The following is a 21,437-nucleotide window of genomic DNA, read 5'->3' as shown; positions in this document are numbered from 1 at the left end:
CAATTGAGAATCTGCTCTGAAATCTGCTATAAAATTCATGGAGAAATGCAATGCCTACTAATGCTCGTTACTTTTCAAATTTAATTCCTAACCAGCCTAAAGATAACTCATTAACCCTCCTCTTCGACTATTTAGGTAATATTAATTTTTATTCATTAAATCTGCTACAAACTGTTAGTTATTCAAGAACTCAAAATAAAAGTCAGACTATCTCTCTCAGTGACATTACCAATGCGAGTATATTTTATGCCTTAATATGCAGGATGAAAGAAGAAGTAGGCAGTTCAGATTTTTATAACGTCGATTTAGTGCAGGATGCGTTAATCGCAAAAATGAATATTGCTATAGAGAATAAAAAAGAAGTCGCTTTAGAAATAATTTCAAGCTGGCATAGATTTGCTCAATTTACACAGGATAAAAGTCGCTTTCACTCTAATAAAAGTATATTACCAACTATTGCAGACTTCCCAGAAAAAATAAATTACATTATTTATATCTTACTTGCTCATCAACTTAATAAGCTCAAAGCTAAACAGCCTATAAACTTAAAAGATTTAAGTCAATTAAGTCTAACGTTAGAATGCATAACCCGCAATATGGTGGGTTCACCCTTTTGCTTTAAATTAGACATAAAAAGCTTATTGTCTAAACTTGCTAAGCAAGTCGATGCCTTCGTATGTCATAACATAAATAATGAATTTAAAAATTACTTCCTTCCTTTACAGGAATTTCTACAAAAAGAACTTATTACACAAAACGGCAATTGGTTAAGCGAGTTAATTGCTTATTTAAATTACGAATTAGATAACATTCCTCCAGGGTTGGACGATAGCACCACTGAAAAGGAATATATAGAGAATGTGCTAAATTATTCTTCCGACTTATCTAAGGCAATTACTAACCTTTTAAATAATGAATTTAGCCCACCATGCACTAATAATGAGGTCGAAGACCTAATAAAAGAAACAAGAAAAGCCATGCAGCTTAATAAAACATTTATAAATAGCTTTTTACAACGCGATAAATTAACAGCCGAGAAAATTGGTTTAGACAGGTTACAAGAAACAACTCAGTTTGCTTTAACAAAAGCAGCATTAAGCAACCACATTGCCCTTGAACCTAGCGCAATTTATAGATTTAAGCCATCTTATTATGATTATAAATATTTTAATTTTGTTCTTAATCATTTGAATAATTTACTTGGTATTACTGAGAATCAAGTCAATATTTTTGGTTTTGTTCTAGCCAAATTGGCACATCTACCGAAATTCCCAATTTTCTGTACAATTGAAGAAGAAGATTCAACACATCCTAATAGTTTAATTTTTCCTTCCCAAAACATAATAATTAAATTGGGTTTATCAGCAAAAAATACCCAAGCATTGATAGATTTTTTAAATATAAATTATGGTAATAATACAGCCACCTTACCAGCAGGCCCTAACACCCCTATTAAAGTTAATCTAGTAACATTAATAGAGAAAATTGTCCCTGACTACTATCAATGCTTAATACCCATGCTATTAAAAAATAATAGAATTAAAGAAATCTATCAACAAATAGCCTGTTATCGTACATCTGTTGAAGATTTACTCTTACCGTTCCAGAAACAATGCACCGCTTTAAAAAGGCCTTTTAGTTATTCATTGTTTGCAACCACCTTACTTAAAGCTTTTAACATCGATGCAAATCCTTCTTACATTGAAATGTTTCGCAATGAAAATCGTACTGATGCACTCTTAGATATTGACATTTATTTTGGAAATATGACTTTAGCTGTTGCAAATGAGCTGGTAAAACGAATTAATACAAGTTTTCCTAAAGCTTACGCTACCGTTCATGAGAAGAGTTTAGATAATGGGTTACCAAATTTATACCAACATATTAGTTTTGATAAAACATTATTTTCAAATCACTATTTTAATAATTTACTAGCTAATAAACTTAAGCAAATTTCCTCAAATAGTTCGTATAGATCTAATGTTTATCCTTATTTGTTTAATGCAGCGCCCGCAGCACATCCTGTAGAGCAACCCGTAGCCGAATCTAATTGTATAATTATTTGAAGTTACTTTTATTATCTTTAATAATAGAGTGACACAAAAGTATAACTTTCTTTTGTGTCACTCTAAACGCTATAAACAATGCTGGTTCGGATTTGTTGTACAGTCATTAGAGTAATAATACTTTAAATTTGATACGAATAAAGTAGGCTCATCATCCATTAAAAAAATAGTTTCTGGCTGAACATCCATATAATTAGCATCCCTTAAAATACGATGATAAAATTTACCGGCATGCGGAAACAACCAATTATCAAAGAAAGGAAGTAATTGTTCTGGATCATTAGAATAGAAACGTGCCTGAATATCACTTATAAGCTCACGACGCATTTCATAATTATTATTAAAGTAAAAACTACTATGATCCTGTCTAGACAAAATTAATGGGCCATTTGAATATTTTTTCGTTCCAACATTCACTGTTAAAGCAGCAACCAACCCTTTTGCATTTTCAACATAAAACTTTGTACCTAGTAAATCATGGCCATTAAATTCGCTTAAATATTGTTGTAAATAATCAATGGCTTCATTACTTAAGGGATCAAAGTAACTATGGATAGAAAAATTCATTGCATAATGATTTTCAGGATTGAATCCACAAAAAATATAAGTATTGTAATAAAATTTATCAGGATTAATTTTATTAATAAAAATTTTATCAATCTCTTTATTTACTTCCTCACAAGTTAGTTTAAATTCTTCTACGTTACCTCCAACCCGCACAATCTGAGTAGGATAATCTTTTCTAGCTAAAAGTAAATTTGGCAGCTCCTTATTTGACTCACTAGAATAATGATTAATAGTAGTATTTTTTGGTACAATAGGCGTTGAGAATATGACATTTTCAAAGTTTCCTTTACTATTTGAAAATGCTACGATTGGACTTAAAATAAATGGCGCAATATATTTGTTGACTCGCATAATAAACTCCTGTTTATTTTAAAGTTAACATCCTTGCAATTATTACTGTGCCATTGTAAAAAAAAATAATCAATTAGGTTAGTATAAATTTAATTACCCTAATGAATTTTTAAGCCCCTGCAAGCTGCTGTAAGAAGTGCCTTTCTACAAAGTTTGTGCAGTACTGAACCCAAGTTTTAAATAATTAAAAGCTCTAGCATTTACCTACAATTCATTGGTTAATTCCAAGCGTTTAACTTCTGGCGCTTCTAAATTAACACTTAAATTTTTATAATTAAAAAAGCGGTTTTCATCCCTAAAAATAATGTTTAATTTTGATACCAATATTTCGCTATCAAATAAACTATCTAGCATTTGTATAACTTCGCTAAAAAAATATAAATTAACATCTTTCAGATATAAATATTTATAAGCCAAACCTAATAAATTCTTAGCTTGATCTAATCGATCTTGCTCTGACAAACGAATAATCAATGATTCTTTATAAAAGGTAGTTAAAAATTCAGAATAAATTTGACCGTAATTTCTATTCTCATTTAACGCCAAATTTTCAGTATAAAATTTTTTTAAAATTAATAAATCTTTTATAATTTCTGGTTTAAAATTTATAATTTTACCTTGAGATATAATATCTATAAAAACAGAATCAGTTAAAAGCTCATCAGAAAATTTTTTAAATAATATTTGAATGTATTTTTCATTTATTATTATTTGATTATCTAAGTCTAAATTTTCAGGTAGTACATCTTTTTCATCTTGGTTTTCCAATGTTGAATTATCTACAATATTAGTTAAATTGTCGAAGCTTATGCTTCGATATAAAAAAGAGCGATCTTTAGTTAGATTTTTTAACTTGCATATATTATTTAAACGCTTAAATAATATGTCTGAGAAGTCTTTTGCAAAGGGTTCGTAATTTTGCCTTTCACTAAAAATAACTGTAGAAAATGAAGAAAAACCTAAATACTCACTTAATGATTTTTGCATTGGAAAAGTTAATAAATCTGGCGGTATTTCTTTTAACGCTTTTAAAACTAGATTATATAACCAATCAATATTAATTTGGAGTCGCAATGCAAAAGCTCTTTGCGCTATTGCAGTAAATAAGCCGTTGATTTTTTTATAATTAAAAATATAACCTTTGGTAATTAATTTATATTTAGACCATCCTTGGTATTCGAAAGGATTAAGAATATCTTCGTAATAATTAAAATAACGAAATGCTGCTCCCCAATCAATACGTGCAAATTGCATTGTCTTTTTTTCATTGTCTGTTGCTAAACGATTCAAGCAAACTATATTTCCACTGTGCACACTATAATCACCAAAGAGCAGAGAAAACATAAGGGCAATAGATAAACCATAGTATGATCTAAATTGTGATGTTAATAATGCATAATGATTAGATCCGTTTAACATCTCTATAAGTGGATTTCGATCAGAATTATCTTTATATCCTGTACCAATTATTTTATAGAGCTCGGTAAACTCTACCTTGGGTTGAATTAATCCATAAGATCCATCTTCAAATTTAATCCAATCTGCATCAATTAAAGAATTGAAATATTGTGGCTCAATTAAATTTTCTTGCTTAAATTCTTTTAATAACAATCCTGCTAATAATTCTGTAAATAATTCTTTCAGATCAGTTGGCTTTTTTACAAAATAAACGTTGCCTTCTTTATCTTTATAAAAACCTTTAAGTTGATTTTTACCACCTATAGTAGCTGCAATTTTAACTAACTCTTTATCTTTATACCTTAACATCCCATACTCCCTGGCAATAAAAACCATGACTTATTTTTTTTATTTTTAATTAAGTAAAATTAGTTTTTTTATTAAAAGTTCTACTTCAGATTAATTAAATTGATCAATTTTATTTAACATTAAATTAAATTTGGGCTAAATCTACAATGAAATAATCAAATTGAATTTATATTAAAAAACTTGTTATTTACTTATCAGAATTTACAAGATAATAACCAAAATTTTACTAAGGTGTAGCAATTTATCCCTTCTTCCTTTTGCTTAAATAGGAGTAAGAAAAGCCTTTAGATAATTAGGAATCCTGTTATCTAACCAATAAATAGGCTGTCCTGGAATATTGCCACTAATAAACCCAACATGTCCCCCTTTTTTACTTAGCTCTAATGTGACACAATGGGGTAGCTGTTCAGGTTGTGGGATTACCTCAGGTGTCATAAATGGATCGTCTTTAGCATGAATAATTAATGTTGGCGTAGCTATCTGGGGAAGATAATTAAGTGAACTCGCCTGTCGATAGTAAGTATACACACTTGTAAAGCCATGTAGGGGGGCTGTTACATTTGCGTCAAACGTCCAGAAACATTTCCATTTTTCGATATCTTTAAAAGCTGGTGGTAAATCAGCAGCCATGCTATCTCGTTTATTAATAAAGATTTGCTGCAGGCGACCTAAAAGTCGATTTTGGTAAATTCGAGAAAAACCTTGATTAATTCGATTTGCAACAATTCGAAGTTGAAAGGGAACAGAAACTGCAACTGCTGTGGTTAATAATTGTTGTTTACCAACTTCTCCTAACCATTTAAGTAATACATTACCGCCTAAAGAAATACCTATTGCTGCTTTAAGCGTATGCGGTTCTAATTGGGCAAGATAATTAACAATAAAATTAAAATCAGCTGTATCACCAGAATGATAGGCTCGAGGTAAACGATTAGGAGGCCCACTAGCACCACGAAAGTGCATTAAGACAGCGCGCCATCCCTGCCTATTTATAGCATGCATTAGGCCACCTGCATATGGCGATTTGACGCTACCACCTAAACCATGTAATAAAATTACTAAAGGTGAATTAGATGATAAACCATTAATAGCCCAGGCTAGATCAACGAAATCGCCATCTATCAATTCTACCCGCTCTATCTTATCAATAGGCGCTTTAATCTTACGCATTAAAGTAGGATATACTGTTTGAGCGTGCGGAGATTGCAACCACCATGCCGGCTTAAAGCTACTTTCAATTATCATATATCTTTGTGGTATATTGGACTAAATTCTGCTACTGCTTCAATCATTACAGCTACTTTTTCTGGCATAATATCCGGCGTAATACCATGTCCTAAATTAAACACATGCCCACTTCCATATCCATATGACTCTAACACCTTTTTCACATTCTCACGAATACTTTCATCGCTTTTAAGTAACAAAGCTGGCTCTAAATTACCTTGCAAAGCAACCTCGCTCCCAACTTGAGCTCTTGCATAACCTAGCTCGCAAGTCCAATCTATACTTAAAGCATCACAACCTGTTGCCGCCATTTCTTTTAGCCATTTTCCGCCACCTTTTGTAAATAAGATGATTGGAATATTAGGATGCATTTCTTTAAAAGCATGTACAATTTGCTGCATATATTGCAAAGAAAATTGCTGATACAAGTTAGTTGGTAATAAGCCTCCCCAAGTATCAAAAATCATAACAGCATTTACACCTGCTAGAACTTGCGCAAGTAAATAATCTTTTATCGTTTGTGCTAGCTTCGTTAATAAAATATGAGCTACTTCTGGGTGCGTATCCAGCAAAGTGATCATTTGGTTAAAATGACGGCTACTTTTTCCTTCAACCATGTAACAAGCAAGCGTCCATGGGCTACCAGAAAATCCTATTAAGGGTAAATCTTTAGGCATTTCGCGCCTGATTAATTTAATAGCTTCAAATACATAAGCTAAATCTTTTTCTATATTAGGTGATGCAATGACTTCAATAGCTTTTGCTGATCTAAGTGGTGTCTGAAAACAGGGCCCCTCTCCTTCAGCGAAATATAAACCAAGTCCCATAGCATCAGGAATTGTTAAAATATCAGAAAAAACTATAGCAGCATCTAGTGAATAACGACGTAGAGGCTGCAATGTAACTTCACAAGCTAATTCAGGCGTCTTACATAAATTTAGAAAATCACCTGCTTGCGCACGAACTTGACGATATTCTGGTAAATAGCGCCCTGCTTGTCGCATTAACCAAACTGGTGTGCGAGGAATAGGTTTACGTTGTAGTGCCCGTATTAATAGAGAATTAGCGATATCACTCATAAAAATCCAAAATAAAAAGGGCATTCTACCATTTTTAGCTGAGAGAAAAATGCTTAATTTAGTTATCAGAGTTTAATATATAAAACTCATAGAGTTTAGATTAGCTAAGTTTGTTAACATAAAAGTATTTTATTTGTTAAACCGTTTAATTCTTTAAAATGTAATTTAATAAATTCTAACCGTCTTACCAACGAACCAGCTGGGTTAAACTTTGGATTAACTTGAGCTTGGTCTTCTAAATCAGCAATTACTTGCTTAATTGAATCATTTTCTTTAATCCGCTTAATTGCTTTTTTTACTATATGATGATGATGTCTCGCCCAATGACAAGTCATAAATAAATTAAAATTAGGTAAACTAGTATTTAGTTTAGAATAATCGCTCAGCACAGTTAGCGTATTTTCTTTTAAGCTTTTATTTTCATTCCATAAATGTTGATACCGTTTAGTTAAATTAAAATAATTATCTGGTTTTATTATTTTATTAACCCCTATATTATTTAGAAGTTTCTGCTGTTCTACAGTAAAACGAATTGTAGGATTGCTAATATATTGATTAAGTGCCTGATAAGCCTCCCGCAAATAGTTAGGGTTTTGCCTTTTTAAAAAACTATCGATTTCAGGCTCTTGCAAAGCATTAATTTTTGCTGTTGCAATAATTAACTGTAAGAAAAGTTTAGCTTTTCTTGCACTAGCTAAAGACTGTTTTACATTGATTACATCACGGCTAAAAGGACAAAGAACTTGATTATTAGTTAATACTTTACCTGTATTAGAAAGTAATTTTCTCCTGTTTTCTTCTATTATCGCTGTTTGAAGACAAACTAATTTCCTTTCTGCAAAAATGCTAAGAGACTTATGCTCAACATCAATATTATTGGATTCTCCTACATCTTGTTGATTCATCCTTAACTGATGAAGCTGGATAATATAATCAATAAAAAAAATCATTTCCCTGGGTAAATCACTTAGTTCAAAAGTGATATTTGAATTCTCAGGCATCCCTGTTAAAAGATACATTGCTGCATCAATTCCTAGGCACTCCTCAGCTATCTGACCAAAATTAAGACCTGCATCTACCATTTTTGTTAGTATTTTTTTATAAATAATTTCTTCTTTATTACATGGTGTGTATTCTTTAAGCGCCAATTTGATAAATGATTTATCCTGTAAACCTTCTTCAATAATTTTAGGACATTCTTGTAAGCGAGTTTGTAAACTTAACAGTGTCTGTCTAGAAAATAATCTTATAAAAGAATTATTTTCATAATGAACAAATACTGGATCACTAGGAATTTCAGATTCTATTGGATCATAAAGATGAGAAATGATACTAGCTAAGGCTAGTTTGTGTTGAGTCCCTATCAAGTTTTTATAATTAAACATATCCTAATTCTCTTATTGTTGCTTTCTAACGTTTTCCCTAAGCTTCATCCTGGGTTACAAGCCTGCTTGGTTTAGTCTTATATTTATTTGTACACTTCTTTGCTGCACGAACTTGTATCTCGTCTGAAACTTAATGGAAGTGCATTACTAATTTTATTTTGAATAATTTATAGTTTTATTAAAAATTAGCTCATTTAATATTAATAATATACATATGATAATTTAATTAAGATGGCAAATTAATTTTGATTATTGTTGCAAGTTAGAATTAACACAATTATTAATTGACTGTAAATTTGATTAACGCTTGAGTTTTATAACGAGATCATTTTAATTTTTATGAAAGCTCATTTATCATTGCTCTTAAGAGCATGAATTGCTATCCTAATTTTCTTTAAAAGGATATTTAAAATGGATAGACTTGAAATCACAGGTCTCACTATTGCTACTAAAATTGGCGTACATACTTGGGAAAAACGTATTGTACAGCGTCTAGTATTAAATATTTCTATCCCTACTAATTTTAACAATTGTAATGATGATATTAATAAAACAATTGATTATGCGAAATTAACAGAATTGGTAACTACGTTTGTTGAATCCAATTCTTTTAATTTAATTGAGACGGTGGCAGATAACGTTGCACAATTAATTAAGAAAGAGTTTAGTCTTAACGAAGTTACAGTAAGCGTTAGTAAACCTCATGCTATTAAAAATGCTACTGATATTAAAGTATGTGTGACGCGTTAAACTTTCTTACAAGGAAAGACTAGAATTTGCCGGTACAGATAATTCCTGTACTCTTGAGGTATTAGAAATGAGAGCCTTTTCTTTTCTTTGATGTAAATTAACCTCTTTAACAATCTCATCATTTAAACTAGGTTTGTCTCTTAAATGAAAAATATTTTTAAATTTTTCGTAAGAACCCATTTCTACTGTATCAGTGTTACTAGACTGAGGTTTTAAATGCTCTAAGGATTTTCTTTTAAAGCGATAGGTATTTCCTAAAATTAATGCAGTTTGCAAAACCATTAATGCAACACCCACACCAGGATTTAAACTAAATCCTATAAAAACTAATAATCCACTTGCAACTAGTAATGTAGCCGAATTATAACTTAAACTAAGTGCAAGGTTTTGTTTAATATTACTCACAGTTTGTTTTGCAATTGCAAATAAACTTACTACTGGTAGTAAAGATTCACCTTGAATAATTGCGCCCGATTGTTGCTGAGCATCTTCACTACTGGAACTTGATTTAATAGCTATACCAAAGTCACATTGAGCTAAGGCATGGGTATCATTATCACCATCTCCTAACATTGCGACTTTTAAATTTTTAGCTTGTAAACTACGAATAAAATCAATTTTAGCCTTATCATCTTTTTGTACTGCTAAACCTACATGGGCCGCAGCAACATGATCTGCCGGAATTCCTAGGATAGCTGCATAACGAAGCGCCGTTTGCTCCTCTGCACCCGTACAAATATAAACCTGTTTTTCCAATTTTTTTAAAGCGGCAATAGTTTGATGAGCTTCGTTGCGTAAGGGATCTGTTAAAATAAAATAACCGAGAAGTTTATTATTACGAGCAATGTAAATAACAGTTTCGCCTACATTTAAATCTATACTTTCTCTTACTGATGTAACATCAATTCCCGCTTCACGCATAATACTTTTATCACCAATGGTAATTTTTTCGCCCTTGATTTGCCCAGACAAACCCGAGTGATTGGAGGTATCTACCACAACTTTATTCCCAGGCTCTAAAATTTGAACTTTCCTAGTTTCTACATAATTACAAATTGCTCTAGCCATAGGATGTTTGGATTTTTGTTCTATAGTCGCGGCATAAGCAAGCATCATATGTTCATCTGTATCTGGCGCTAAGCATTTTAAATTGGAAACAACTGGCGCTCCTTTTGTTAAGGTACCATGTAAATCAAAAATAATTGCATCAATTGCTGCAGCTTCTTGTATTTTTTTTGCACTTTTAAATTCGACCTCATTGATAGCCGCTTTTCTTAAACCAATTTTTACAGCAAAAGGAACTATTAATCCAAGCGTGCAAGGGCATGCGGATACTAAAACCGCAATTGCACATTGGATAGCAAGTGCAGGTGGAAAAAACAAACTTATCGTAATACCAGATAGAATTGCAAAGGCAATAACACCTGGGATAAAGTACTGCAAAAGCCGAGTTGCTGTTTCTTCAATAGGTGCCTTTTCAAATTGCGCTGCTTCTATCGCTTTATCAAAACGAGCTAAGTAAGAGTTATGTACGTCTGCGGTAACTTGTAATTTTAAGGGCTTTGCGTCCTCTGCTAGATACATACCAGAATAAACAAGTTCACCTTTTTTAAAATTACGGGGTAGTGGCGAGCCTGTTCTAATAGTTTCATAAATTAAATTATTTTCAGTTAAACAAACACCATCTAAAGGAATAATTTCGCCTGGATTAATAACGATAACATCATCATTTTTAATATTTAATAAAGGACATAACTCTACTTTGTCTTCATCAATCAATAGATTGACACATCTAGGAAGGCGCTGTTGAAAACGCTTATCTATTCCTAGTTTATTTTTAAGTGATTCTTCAATTGCAAGTCCAACATGTCGAAACCCAAAAATTAAAAGTCCTGCTTCAAACATCATAGGAAGCCATGGCACAAAAAAAGCAAGTGCTGAAACAATAAGTACTGTTAGTGTGCTAAGGGTAAATAACATATCCATCGTTAGAGTACGAGATTTCCATAGTTTCATAAATGCATCTTTGTAGGATGGAAAACCTAATATTAAAGTGAGCAAAGAACTTAGCGTACCAATAATAATCATAATTGGTATAGGTAAACCACCTGTAAGCAAGGACAAAATTAATAAACTAAGCCCAACAGTGGTGCCAATTAACCCTTGGAACCAGTGGGAGGTAAAAAACTCGCGAATTTTATCTGCTATTTTTGACCCTTTCTCAATCTCTTTAGGCTCAGGTTCAAAAATGAGGTCTTCTAAAGAAAGAGGTATACATCTAAAACCTATTTCTTCCACTTCTTTAGCGATTATTACATTATAATCAATTTTAGCTTCATTGGTATCTTGTTCATTAATACTAATTTTCAATCGCTTAGTCGTTAAATCAACATAGTGACTTTCTAACCAGGGATGATCTTTTTTATATTGTTCCAATATAATTTCAATAGAACGAGTGCAACTGACGCAAGTTATCGTGGGAAGAGAAAATTCATAAGTCTTTGAGATCATATACCACCTCAAACATCAATTTTACGGATCATCCCTTTCATATGTTCGCTCCTTGCTACTGCAATCTGTGCTTTTTCAGCCTCAGCACGTGAAGGAAAAGGACCAACTACTACGCGATACCAATTTATATTATTTTTTAAAATAGGCGAGATTGCGACATCAAAACCTCGTAATACTAAGGCTGCTTTTAAATGCTCAGCATCTTGACGTCTATTAAAGGCTGCAATTTGTATTAAAAAAGCTTCTCTTGAATGACGCGTAGCTAATAGATTTTCTTTATTATCAACTGGCACTACCGCTTGACGGACTTGCTGGTTTGAAGGTTGAGTTGTTGAATTAATTGGTGCTCGTTGCCCCACTACTGTTTGGGACTGTGTTTGCTGTGCATTTCCTGCGCCCTGTAAAGCTGCACCTTGCATAGCCGAATTCGGTAATAATTGTGGAATAGTTGGCTGTTGGTTTCTGACACTTGCTACTGTTATTCGATTATTAGTTGAGGCAGGTGGGATATTATTATCTTTAGCTAGCAAAGTATAAAATTCAAACTTGGGTTTGACAATTTGCTGTTTAGCCACTTGTATTTTTTCAGCAGGCAACTCTTGATTTTTTAAAACATGCTGATTAAGCCAGGCTGATAAACTAGTAAAATCAAAAACGGTTGCAGTCAAATAGCCACACAAAAAAGAGGCTAATAAAGTGACTAATTGTTTTGGAACATTACGACGCTGTCTTACGGGTCGCTTAACATAATCCTTTGCCATCACATACTCTCAGGGGCTGAAACACCTAATAATTGCAATCCATTTCCTAACACCTGACGTACTGCGGTAAGCAGGCACATTCGGGCGTTACGTAATGACTCATCTTCACATAATAAAATGATTGCATTGTAATAGCTATGTAATCCATTAGCTAGCTCTCGTAAATAATAAGCAAGTTGATGAGGCTCACAATTAGATGCCGCTAGTGTAATCACTTCAGGATATCGACTCAATAAAGTTAATAATGCTATTTCATAGGGTTCTGATAACTGCTTAATTGATTGCAAACCCTGCTCTATCTTGAGAATATATTGTCGCTCTTGCAATTGTCTTAGAACACTACATATTCTCGCATGAGCATACTGAATATAATAGACTGGATTTTCATTTGATTTCGACTTAGCTAAATCAAGATCAAAATCCATATGTTGTTCAGGCTTACGCATGACATAAAAAAAGCGAGCTGCATCATTACCAACTTCTTCACGTAATTCTCTCAAAGTAACAAATGATCCACTCCGAGTCGACATTTGCATGCGCTCGCCACCTCGGTATAAAATTGCGAATTGTACTAACATAATGTCAAGTGCTCGTTCATCATGCCCTAATGCTGTAACAGCAGCGCGAACGCGGGAAACATAGCCATGATGATCAGCGCCAAAAATATCAATCACTCTGTCAAAGCCACGATTATATTTATCCCAATGATAAGCCACATCTGAAGCAAAATAGGTTGTTTGCCCATTAGCTCGAATCAGCACTCTATCTTTTTCATCACCAAAATCAGTCGCTTTAAACCATAAGGCGCCTTCTTTTTCATAAGTATATCCAGCCTGATTTAAGGCATCGATACCTTTCTCAATTGCCTTCCCTTCTAATAACGATCGCTCTGAAAACCAACAATTAAAATGAACACCAAATTCATTTAAATCATCTTTTATATCATTAAGCACAGAATCAAGTGCCTGCTTATGAAACAAATTGAAACTTGCGGTACCCAGCAGAGCCTTCATTCTTAAAATAACAGCATCAATATACGTTTCTTTATCACCACCTTGAGGTTCATCAAGTGGTAAACCTTCCGTAATAACTGACCATGGATAGACATATTGATGACTATGTTTACTTAAAAAATCTTCTGCAATTGCTTGAACATAATCGCCCCGGTAAGCATTTGCTGGAAATATAATTGGTTCACCTGCTAATTCAAGATAACGAAGCCAGACACTAGCTGCTAAAATATCCATTTGTCGGCCAGCATCATTCACATAATATTCATTACTTACATTAAAGCCTGCTGCTTTTAAAATATTAGCTAAAGTAGCACCAAAGGCAGCGCCGCGGCCATGGCCAACATGAAGAGGGCCTGTTGGGTTAGCTGAAACGAACTCGAGAATAACTTTCTTATTTTGGCCAATATTAGAACAGCCAAATTGCTCTTTTTCTGTTAAAATTTTTGCAATTACTTCTAATAAAACATCATTGCCTAAAAAGAAATTAATAAAGCCTGGCCCTGCTATTTCGATACGTGCAACAGAGGGATGTGGATCTACTGTACTTATAATTAACTCAGCCATTTGTCTAGGCGGTTTTTGGCAAGGCTTTGCTAACATAAGTGCTAGATTTGTGGCAAAATCACCGTGATTAGCATCTTTTGTTCGCTCAATCTTAACTTCGACATCCTGCTCAGTTGAAATAATGCCTTGGGCTTTAAGTTTAGCTAATGCATCTAAAAGTAGCTGTTCAACAATGTGTTTCATCAGATTTTTCGTTTATCAAAAGGCAACTATTATGCGCTTTTTCCTGCCAGAAGCAAGGTTTTTACAATACATCCTAATTAGATTAATAAATATACTTATTTAACTAAAATGAAACTTTGTAAATTTAACCAATAGCTTCTCAAGCAAGTTAAACCCTTCTTTATTCTTCTACAGGTAATTTTTCATATGCTTTTCTAATATAACCATCTTGAGACAGAATAATAGCAAGGGGCCTTGTTTTATCAAAATGAGCAAAAACAATCATCATCATAACTGTAATGGGTACCGCAAGAAACATACCTAATATACCCCATATTGATCCCCAAAAAGCTAGAGAAAATAAGATAACTAAAGGGCTTAAATGTAATGACTTGCCTAAGTACCTAGGTTCAATAATGTTACCAATAATGAAATGGATAAATATAAAGCCAAGAGAAATAATAAGAAACGGTAACCAATCATCAAATTGAATCATCGCTAATAAGGCTGGAAAAACTGTTGCAATAATAGCGCCTATATTAGGAATAAAATTTAGAAAGAAAATAAGAAGTGCCCAAAACTCAGCGAAATCAAGTCCTACTATTTTCATTAATACCCAACTGATAATTGCCATTATCACACTTAAAAACGTTTTAATTCCTAAGTAGGTTTGGGTGTCATTCACAATATGATTAATAATATTGTCTACTAATTCCCGATGCTCAGTTTGAGGAAATAGCGCATCTATTTTTTGTCTTAAAAAATGTTGCTCAACAAATAAAAAAACAACGTATAAAGTAATAAGTACTGCAGAACCTGCAATTGCACTAAAAACAGAATAAACATTAACAATTATATTTTGTACGCTTACATCTTTTAAAAAATTATCAAAGCGAGCGAGCATCTTGATATGAAAGAAACTATCAATGTTTTTAAGAATGCCCATAAGATTTTCTTGATAGCGCGGTGAAACATCAATAACTTCCATCACATTATCAGAAATAATATTTACCAATATCGTAAATAAAACGATGACGATTAGAAAAGCAATTACCATCCTAAGCCAAGGTGGCATACGAGCACCAAAAACAGGAATATATTGCATTGATGCAACAATGGTATTGAGTAAATGCCAAATTAAAATGGCGATAACAAGTGGAATAAATAAACCCCGGCCAACTACTAATAAAAAGCCAATAATACAAACTAAAATTATGCTTGCCGTAAAGGTAACAGTCCGGTTCATTCCATCTCCTGTTAATTAACTTCAACTAAACTTCGCTTTTAAAATTTACTCTAGCAGCATTAGAAGCACTGCATGCAAGATCTATTAATACCTATGAATCGAAGCAATGGCAAATTTTGTTATTTAGGTGATACAATAGAGTATTTTATAAGCCCAATTCAACACTTACTTAATTTCCTGTTATTATTCTTTCTTTTAACTTAATTATCATAACGTGCTGTCTAATACTTGTGACATATTACCAGGCGTAGGACCTGCCTTAGTAAACAAATTAAACCGATGTGGTATTAAAACCATCGGCGATCTCCTTTTTCATCTTCCTTACCGTTATCAAGATAGGACACGGATTACACCTATCCAAGATCTTCGTCTAAATGAGTACTGCGTTATCGTAGGACAGATTTGTAAGATTGAAATTAAATATGGTAAGCGCATGATGCTTTACTGTTATGTACAAGATAGAACAAAGGGTATTTTAAGACTTCGCTTTTTTCATTTTAATAAACAACAATTAAATACTCTTAAAACAAATACCTGGTTACGCGCCTTTGGCGAAGTGCGTGATTTTGCTAATCAATTTGAAATGATTCATCCTGAATATCGAATTTTAGATAATGAGCATGATGTCAAAGTTGATGAAACACTAACACCTATATATTCAACCACTGAGGGTCTTACACAAAGTAGACTACGTCAAATTATTAAAATGACATTAGCTAACTATCAATCTGAGTTAGAGCAATTAGAATGGATGACTCATGAGCAGTTGAAAAATTATAATTTTCCTCCTCTAGGCCAAGCAATTACTTTTCTTCATAGTCCATCGCCTGATACAACGATGAACACCCTAGAATCAGGAACACATCCAGCCTTACAAAGAATGAGTTTCGATGAGTTACTAGCTCAACGTTTAAGCATGCAATTTGCAAGACACTATCGTAATCAGTTCTATGCGCCACCTTTATTATTTAACGAATTACTATACAAACAATTTCTTGATCAACTACCCTTTGCGCTAACAGAAGCGCAATTACGAGTCAGTCTCGAAATCAAAGAAGATTTAAATAAAAACAAGCCCATGCTTAGGCTAATTCAAGGTGATGTTGGATGTGGCAAAACAACGGTCGCAGCTATCGCGGCACTGCAAGCGATAGCACAAGGATATCAAGTCGCTTTAATGGCACCAACTGACTTATTAAGTGAACAACATGCGATTAATTTTCAGAAATGGTTTTCTCCCTTAGGTATTCATTGTGTACGCTTAAGTGGAAAAATGAAGGTAAAACAAAAACGAGAAATCCTGACACAGTTAACAACCGACAAATGCCATATTGCTATAGGTACGCATGCTTTATTTCAAGAAGGTGTTGAATTTTATCAGCTAGGCTTAATTATTATTGATGAACAACATCGGTTTGGTGTAGAGCAGCGTCTATTATTGCAACAAAAGGGACAGCAAGAAAAATTTATGCCTCACCAATTATTAATGACGGCAACACCTATACCAAGAACTTTAGCAATGACACAGTTTGCTCATTTAGATATTTCTATTATTGACGCCTTACCGCCAGGTCGCGTTCCTGTTCATACAGCAGTTGTTAATCAAGACAAACGCGAACAAATTATAGAGCGGTTAAAAGCTGCTATTGCAAGTGGTATGCAGGCATATTGGGTTTGTACACTTATTGAAGAATCAGAAAAATTACAATGTACTGCGGCCAGCTTAACAGCTAAAAATTTACAAGAGCAACTGCCTGGGGTAAGGATTGGTTTAGTTCATGGTAAGATGAAACCTGTTGAGAAAGAAGCAATTATGGCAGCATTTAAAAAAGGTGAACTAGATTTACTGGTAGCTACCACAGTGATTGAAGTTGGAGTCGATGTACCTAATGCAAGTCTTATGATTATTGAGAATGCCGAACGTTTAGGTCTCTCTCAACTTCACCAATTACGTGGCCGGGTTGGCAGGGGAAATAATCAATCTTATTGCTTGTTATTATATCAATCGCCTCTTTCCGAGTTCGGTTCAGAGCGCCTGCAAATCATGCGCGCAACGACAGACGGATTTGTTATTGCGGAAAGAGATTTACAATTACGCGGTGCAGGTGAATTTCTTGGTACTAAACAAACAGGCTATCGTCAATTTAAAATTGCTAATCTTCCCCGAGATAATGCTTTATTACCCTATGTGACACATTGGGCTAATGAATTAGTAAATACAGCGCCTAAAACAGCACAATTAATTGCTAAACGTTGGCTAGGTCAATTTGAGCAATTCCTACAAAGTTAATTTAACGTCTCCTCATTTGCTTTTGCATTATTAACTCAATTTAAGCTTCTTACTATTTATTGTAATTAAATTATTAGTCAAGACTAGACATTATTTTTTTCTCTGTTACTATAGCCAGCTTTGTTTTCCCTGCCCCTTTAATATCCTGTGGATAACTAATTCTCTTTTTTTCCTGAACGCTCTTTTTATTAACATACTTTTTAAGCAAAATCCTTACTGGATATAGCTTAACAGCTTAATTTTAAAAATATTAGATTTCTTCGTTATCCACAAATTCTGTGGATAACCTTGTGTATAGGCTCTTAAAATCCTTATAAATACGTGGTTTAGAGAGGTGGTTTAGTTCTTACCAACTTCAAAATTTAATGAATACGCATTTTTGTCTTAATCATCGCCACTTTAATTTTAACTAAATAAGTTACAAACACGAGTTTAGAAAAAAGCGGATTTTATGTTATAATTTAGATCAATATGTATAATAGGGGAATATTATGAGGCTTAATTATACACAAAGAGTTGAATTAATGAAAAAGATTTTAGATAATTTAGACGGCAATCCTGAACAAATAGGGCGCACTCAAAAAAAAATCGCTGAATTAAGAAAGTATTCTGATATTGCTGAAATAGTAGCTAATCCTAAAAATTTAAATGTTGGCCTTATGTCGGAGAGAACTCCACATAAAGAAAGAGCCCAATTTAATACATTTAATAGTAAATTGAGTGAAGCTAAACGCGAGGTGGCTGAACTTGTACGGCAAGAAAAAGGTATAGATATAAACGTGAGTTTACGGGATGTCTTTGATGGAAGAAAATCAGTGGAAGACTTAGGTTTAGATTTAAGCTCAGGTAATCAGCTTAAAGCCTAATAGTTTAAATGAAAGATATTTTATTAAAGCAGCGCTTATAACTAAGCGCTATAACTCAATTTCATTAATTTTTCATTCAAATACCTAAAGCTATAATGCACACTAAAAATTTTATTTCTCATCTACTTAATTCTACTTATTATTTAATAAATTTTTAAAAATCAAAAATAAATCTTAGAGCTTATTCTCATTTGCATTACAATTATTAACCAGATATAGACCTATAACAGCTGTTTTTAAATCTATGATTGTTTAAGAGGATAACCAATGTCTGAGCGTTATCAAGAAGCGAAAAGAGTAACTTTAATTGGCGCAGTTATTAATGCATTCCTGGGAATAATTAAATTAGTAGGCGGATTGCTTTACCATTCACATGCATTAGCTGCCGATGGAATGCACTCTTTTGCTGATTTAATTACAGATGTCATGGTTATTTTTGCTTCTAAATTTGGCAGTCAAGACGCTGATAGTTCTCACCCTTATGGCCATCAACGTATTGAAACAGCAGCGACTCTCCTACTTGCTTTATTATTGATTCTTACAGGCTTTGGCATTGCTTGGGATGCGGTAAATGAACTGCTGGCAGGTGTGCGTAATATACCAGCTCGAATAACTTTATTCATCGCTTTATTTTCTGTGCTCTTTAATGAAATCTTATTTCATTATACCCGCCATATTGGCAAAAAAATTCAGTCGCCCCTTATTACAGCTAATGCTTGGCACCATCGTTCAGACGCTGCTTCCTCGCTGGTGGTTACTATAGGTATTATAGGTAGTTTTATGGGCTTTTCTTATCTAGATGCCGTAGCTGCTATTATTGTCGGTTTAATGATTATTAAAATGGGCCTAGCTTATGGGTGGAATAGTGTCAAAGAATTAGTTGATACAGCAGTAGAACCTGAAATTTTAAAGGAAATTAGCGCGGTCATTGAACAAATTGATGGCGTGCAGCGTATTCATCAACTACGCAGTCGACTAATGGGTGGCGATATTTTAATTGATGTTCATATTTTAGTTTCTCCTTTTATCTCCGTCTCTGAGGGCCACTATATTGCTCAACACGTTCATCATTTGTTAATGAATCAATTTAAACGTATTAATGATGTTATTGTTCATGTCGATCCCGAAGATGATGAAATTAATTGCCCATCTCTTCACCTTCCTAACCGTACTTTATTAGAAAAAACTTTATTAAATTCCTGGAAGGAACAATTTCCAGATATTAAGTATTGGACTCTACATTATCTTGACGGCAAAATGCGTATTGATTTGGTACACAATTATTTAGACTCAGATAATAAATTAACTGAATTATCAGCCTTCCTTGAAAAAAATATAAAACAGCAACCTTTTATAAAAAAGATTTGTTTACTTTATGAAGATAAATTTATTGCCAATCACTAACCTTGCTTCTATTATTCAGACTGTTTAAATTTAAGCTTTCATGAGAGATAAAAATGCCAATTGCGACTAGTTTAAAAATAATTTTCGGTTTAGCAATAGTCGCTGTTATTCTTTTAGCAGGATGGTACCCTTTTAAAAAAAGATCCCGTTATGCGGAAGAACATATTGATTTTCCTATTGGAGAAACATTAGCTACAGGTATTTTTTTAGGCGCGGGCTTATTACATATGCTTCCAGATGCCAATCATTTATTTAATGAATTAGGCTATGATTATCCCTTCGCTTATATTATTACCGGCATTGTTTTTTTATTCTTTTTATGGTTTGAGCATCTAGGAAAAGAGCTTTATCACCATCATGCAGCAAATCATCCCGCTTTTGCTATCCTTGCATGGGCTATGTTATCCATTCACTCTTTAATGCTAGGGGCAGCTCTTGGCTTAAATGCAAGTAACTCTTTAATTATCATGCTTTTTTTAGCGATCATTACCCATAAATGGGCTGAAAGCTTTGCTATCTCGATTCAATTAAATAAAAGTTCGCTTAGCATGTCTAAGCGTTTATTTTTCTTTTTAAGTTTTTGTTTAATGACCCCCATTGGCATTTTTATAGGATGGTATTTTGGGCGTGGCGTTGAAACCCATTCTTTATTTGATCCAATCTTAATGGCTGCCTCTGCCGGTACATTTCTTTATTTAGGAACGTTACATGGGTTGGAAAAGTGTGTCATGGTTGAACGCTGTTGTAATCTTCGAGATTTTAGTTTCGTCATAATTGGCTTTTTATTAATGGCTTCGGTTGCTATTTATGTCTAATTTTTTAATTCAAAAACCCCTAATTCTAGCCTCTGGCTCAAAAATTAGAAAACAGTTACTTAAATCGCTTGGCTTAGAATTTAAAGTTATTCCATCTAACAGTGATGAAGCTTTATTGAAAAACCAGTTAGCATATAGTACGCCTATAGAATTAGCACGTGCACTAGCTGCTGATAAGGCATTAATAGTTAGTAGAAAGTATCCAGATTCTTATGTGATCGCAGCTGATCAAATCTGCGTTATGGATAATTGTTATTTTGATAAACCAGAAAATCACGAAGTCGCTACTTCACATCTTCGTCAATTACGAGGTAAAACGCATCAACAAATTGCAGCGTTTTGCATTGCCAAAGCGGGAAAACTTCTTTTTGAAGGGCAAGACATCGCATTATTAAGTATGAAACTAATAAGTGATCAAACCATAGAAACCTATTTACAAGCAGATAAACCCTATCAAAGCTGTGGTGCGTATAACTATGAAAGTAGAGCTAAATGGCTATTTACTAACGTAGAGGGTCAAGATAGCACGATTCAAGGACTACCCCTTTTACCTCTTGTTCAAGCGTTACAATCATTAAAAATTGCTACCTTATATTAATTCTCAGTATATACT

16 protein-coding genes are annotated in these 21,437 nt (G+C 33.3%); 7 read left to right on the top strand and 9 right to left on the bottom strand.

The window, feature by feature from the left end; genetic code table 11:
- Positions 1–50: 50 nt before the first annotated feature.
- The gene (locus DYH30_RS03320) at positions 51–2,066 is read left to right on the top strand and encodes a hypothetical protein (protein ID WP_115330292.1); all 2,016 of its coding nucleotides are present in this window, start codon (positions 51–53) and stop codon (positions 2,064–2,066) included.
- Between the two features lie 69 nt (positions 2,067–2,135).
- On the opposite strand, the gene DYH30_RS03315 is transcribed toward DYH30_RS03320, so the two are convergent.
- The 5 genes from DYH30_RS03315 to DYH30_RS03295 form a co-directional block, all read right to left on the bottom strand.
- Positions 2,136–2,984, bottom strand: a complete 849-nt coding sequence (locus DYH30_RS03315; protein ID WP_115330291.1) for an Lpg0189 family type II secretion system effector — start codon at positions 2,982–2,984, stop codon at positions 2,136–2,138.
- A gap of 204 nt (positions 2,985–3,188) precedes the next feature.
- Complete coding sequence (locus DYH30_RS03310) at positions 3,189–4,751, bottom strand: hypothetical protein (RefSeq protein WP_115330290.1); 1,563 nt, start codon at positions 4,749–4,751, stop codon at positions 3,189–3,191.
- A gap of 261 nt (positions 4,752–5,012) precedes the next feature.
- On the bottom strand, positions 5,013–5,996 hold the full coding sequence (locus DYH30_RS03305; RefSeq protein ID WP_115330289.1) for a hydrolase: 984 nt from the start codon (positions 5,994–5,996) through the stop codon (positions 5,013–5,015).
- Positions 5,993–7,057, bottom strand: coding sequence for a uroporphyrinogen decarboxylase (hemE, locus tag DYH30_RS03300; RefSeq protein WP_115332480.1), 1,065 nt, complete (start codon positions 7,055–7,057; stop codon positions 5,993–5,995). Before hemE ends, DYH30_RS03305 begins: the two co-directional genes overlap by 4 nt.
- Positions 7,058–7,170: 113 nt before the next feature.
- Positions 7,171–8,442, bottom strand: a complete 1,272-nt coding sequence (locus DYH30_RS03295) for a DUF5617 domain-containing protein (protein WP_115330288.1) — start codon at positions 8,440–8,442, stop codon at positions 7,171–7,173.
- A gap of 411 nt (positions 8,443–8,853) precedes the next feature.
- On the opposite strand from DYH30_RS03295, the gene folB reads away from it, so the two are divergent.
- The gene (gene folB, locus DYH30_RS03290; RefSeq protein ID WP_115330287.1) at positions 8,854–9,192 is read left to right on the top strand and encodes a dihydroneopterin aldolase; all 339 of its coding nucleotides are present in this window, start codon (positions 8,854–8,856) and stop codon (positions 9,190–9,192) included.
- Between the two features lie 6 nt (positions 9,193–9,198).
- Here folB and DYH30_RS03285 read toward each other — a convergent pair whose 3' ends face one another.
- From DYH30_RS03285 to DYH30_RS03270, 4 genes are all read right to left on the bottom strand, one after another.
- Positions 9,199–11,703 carry a heavy metal translocating P-type ATPase gene (locus DYH30_RS03285; protein ID WP_115330286.1) on the bottom strand — a complete coding sequence of 835 codons (2,505 nt, stop codon included), beginning with the start codon at positions 11,701–11,703 and terminating at the stop codon, positions 9,199–9,201.
- Between the two features lie 8 nt (positions 11,704–11,711).
- The gene (locus DYH30_RS03280; RefSeq protein WP_115330285.1) at positions 11,712–12,464 is read right to left on the bottom strand and encodes an SPOR domain-containing protein; all 753 of its coding nucleotides are present in this window, start codon (positions 12,462–12,464) and stop codon (positions 11,712–11,714) included.
- Entirely contained in the window at positions 12,464–14,224 is a 1,761-nt protein-coding gene (gene argS, locus DYH30_RS03275; protein ID WP_115330284.1) for an arginine--tRNA ligase, read from the bottom strand. The genes DYH30_RS03280 and argS overlap by 1 nt, the downstream gene beginning before the upstream one ends.
- A gap of 160 nt (positions 14,225–14,384) precedes the next feature.
- Positions 14,385–15,449: an AI-2E family transporter gene (locus DYH30_RS03270; RefSeq protein ID WP_115330283.1), complete on the bottom strand. Its 1,065-nt coding sequence runs from the start codon at positions 15,447–15,449 to the stop codon at positions 14,385–14,387.
- A gap of 214 nt (positions 15,450–15,663) precedes the next feature.
- Between DYH30_RS03270 and recG the strand changes: the two genes are divergently transcribed.
- From recG to DYH30_RS03245, 5 genes are all read left to right on the top strand, one after another.
- Positions 15,664–17,739: an ATP-dependent DNA helicase RecG gene (gene recG, locus DYH30_RS03265; protein ID WP_115330282.1), complete on the top strand. Its 2,076-nt coding sequence runs from the start codon at positions 15,664–15,666 to the stop codon at positions 17,737–17,739.
- Positions 17,740–18,263: 524 nt separating this feature from the next.
- On the top strand, positions 18,264–18,605 hold the full coding sequence (locus DYH30_RS03260; protein WP_131740660.1) for a hypothetical protein: 342 nt from the start codon (positions 18,264–18,266) through the stop codon (positions 18,603–18,605).
- A gap of 267 nt (positions 18,606–18,872) precedes the next feature.
- Positions 18,873–20,009, top strand: coding sequence for a cation diffusion facilitator family transporter (locus DYH30_RS03255; protein WP_115330280.1), 1,137 nt, complete (start codon positions 18,873–18,875; stop codon positions 20,007–20,009).
- A 53-nt stretch (positions 20,010–20,062) separates the two neighbouring features.
- Entirely contained in the window at positions 20,063–20,824 is a 762-nt protein-coding gene (locus DYH30_RS03250; RefSeq protein ID WP_115330279.1) for a ZIP family metal transporter, read from the top strand.
- Positions 20,817–21,422: a Maf family protein gene (locus DYH30_RS03245; RefSeq protein ID WP_115330278.1), complete on the top strand. Its 606-nt coding sequence runs from the start codon at positions 20,817–20,819 to the stop codon at positions 21,420–21,422. The genes DYH30_RS03250 and DYH30_RS03245 overlap by 8 nt, the downstream gene beginning before the upstream one ends.
- Positions 21,423–21,437 lie beyond the last annotated feature (15 nt).

The organism is Legionella busanensis, assembly GCF_900461525.1.
GTDB lineage: Bacteria > Pseudomonadota > Gammaproteobacteria > Legionellales > Legionellaceae > Legionella_C > Legionella_C busanensis.
The sequence above is the reverse complement of the archived record's forward strand: the minus strand, read 5'-3'. Positions and strand labels throughout refer to the sequence as shown.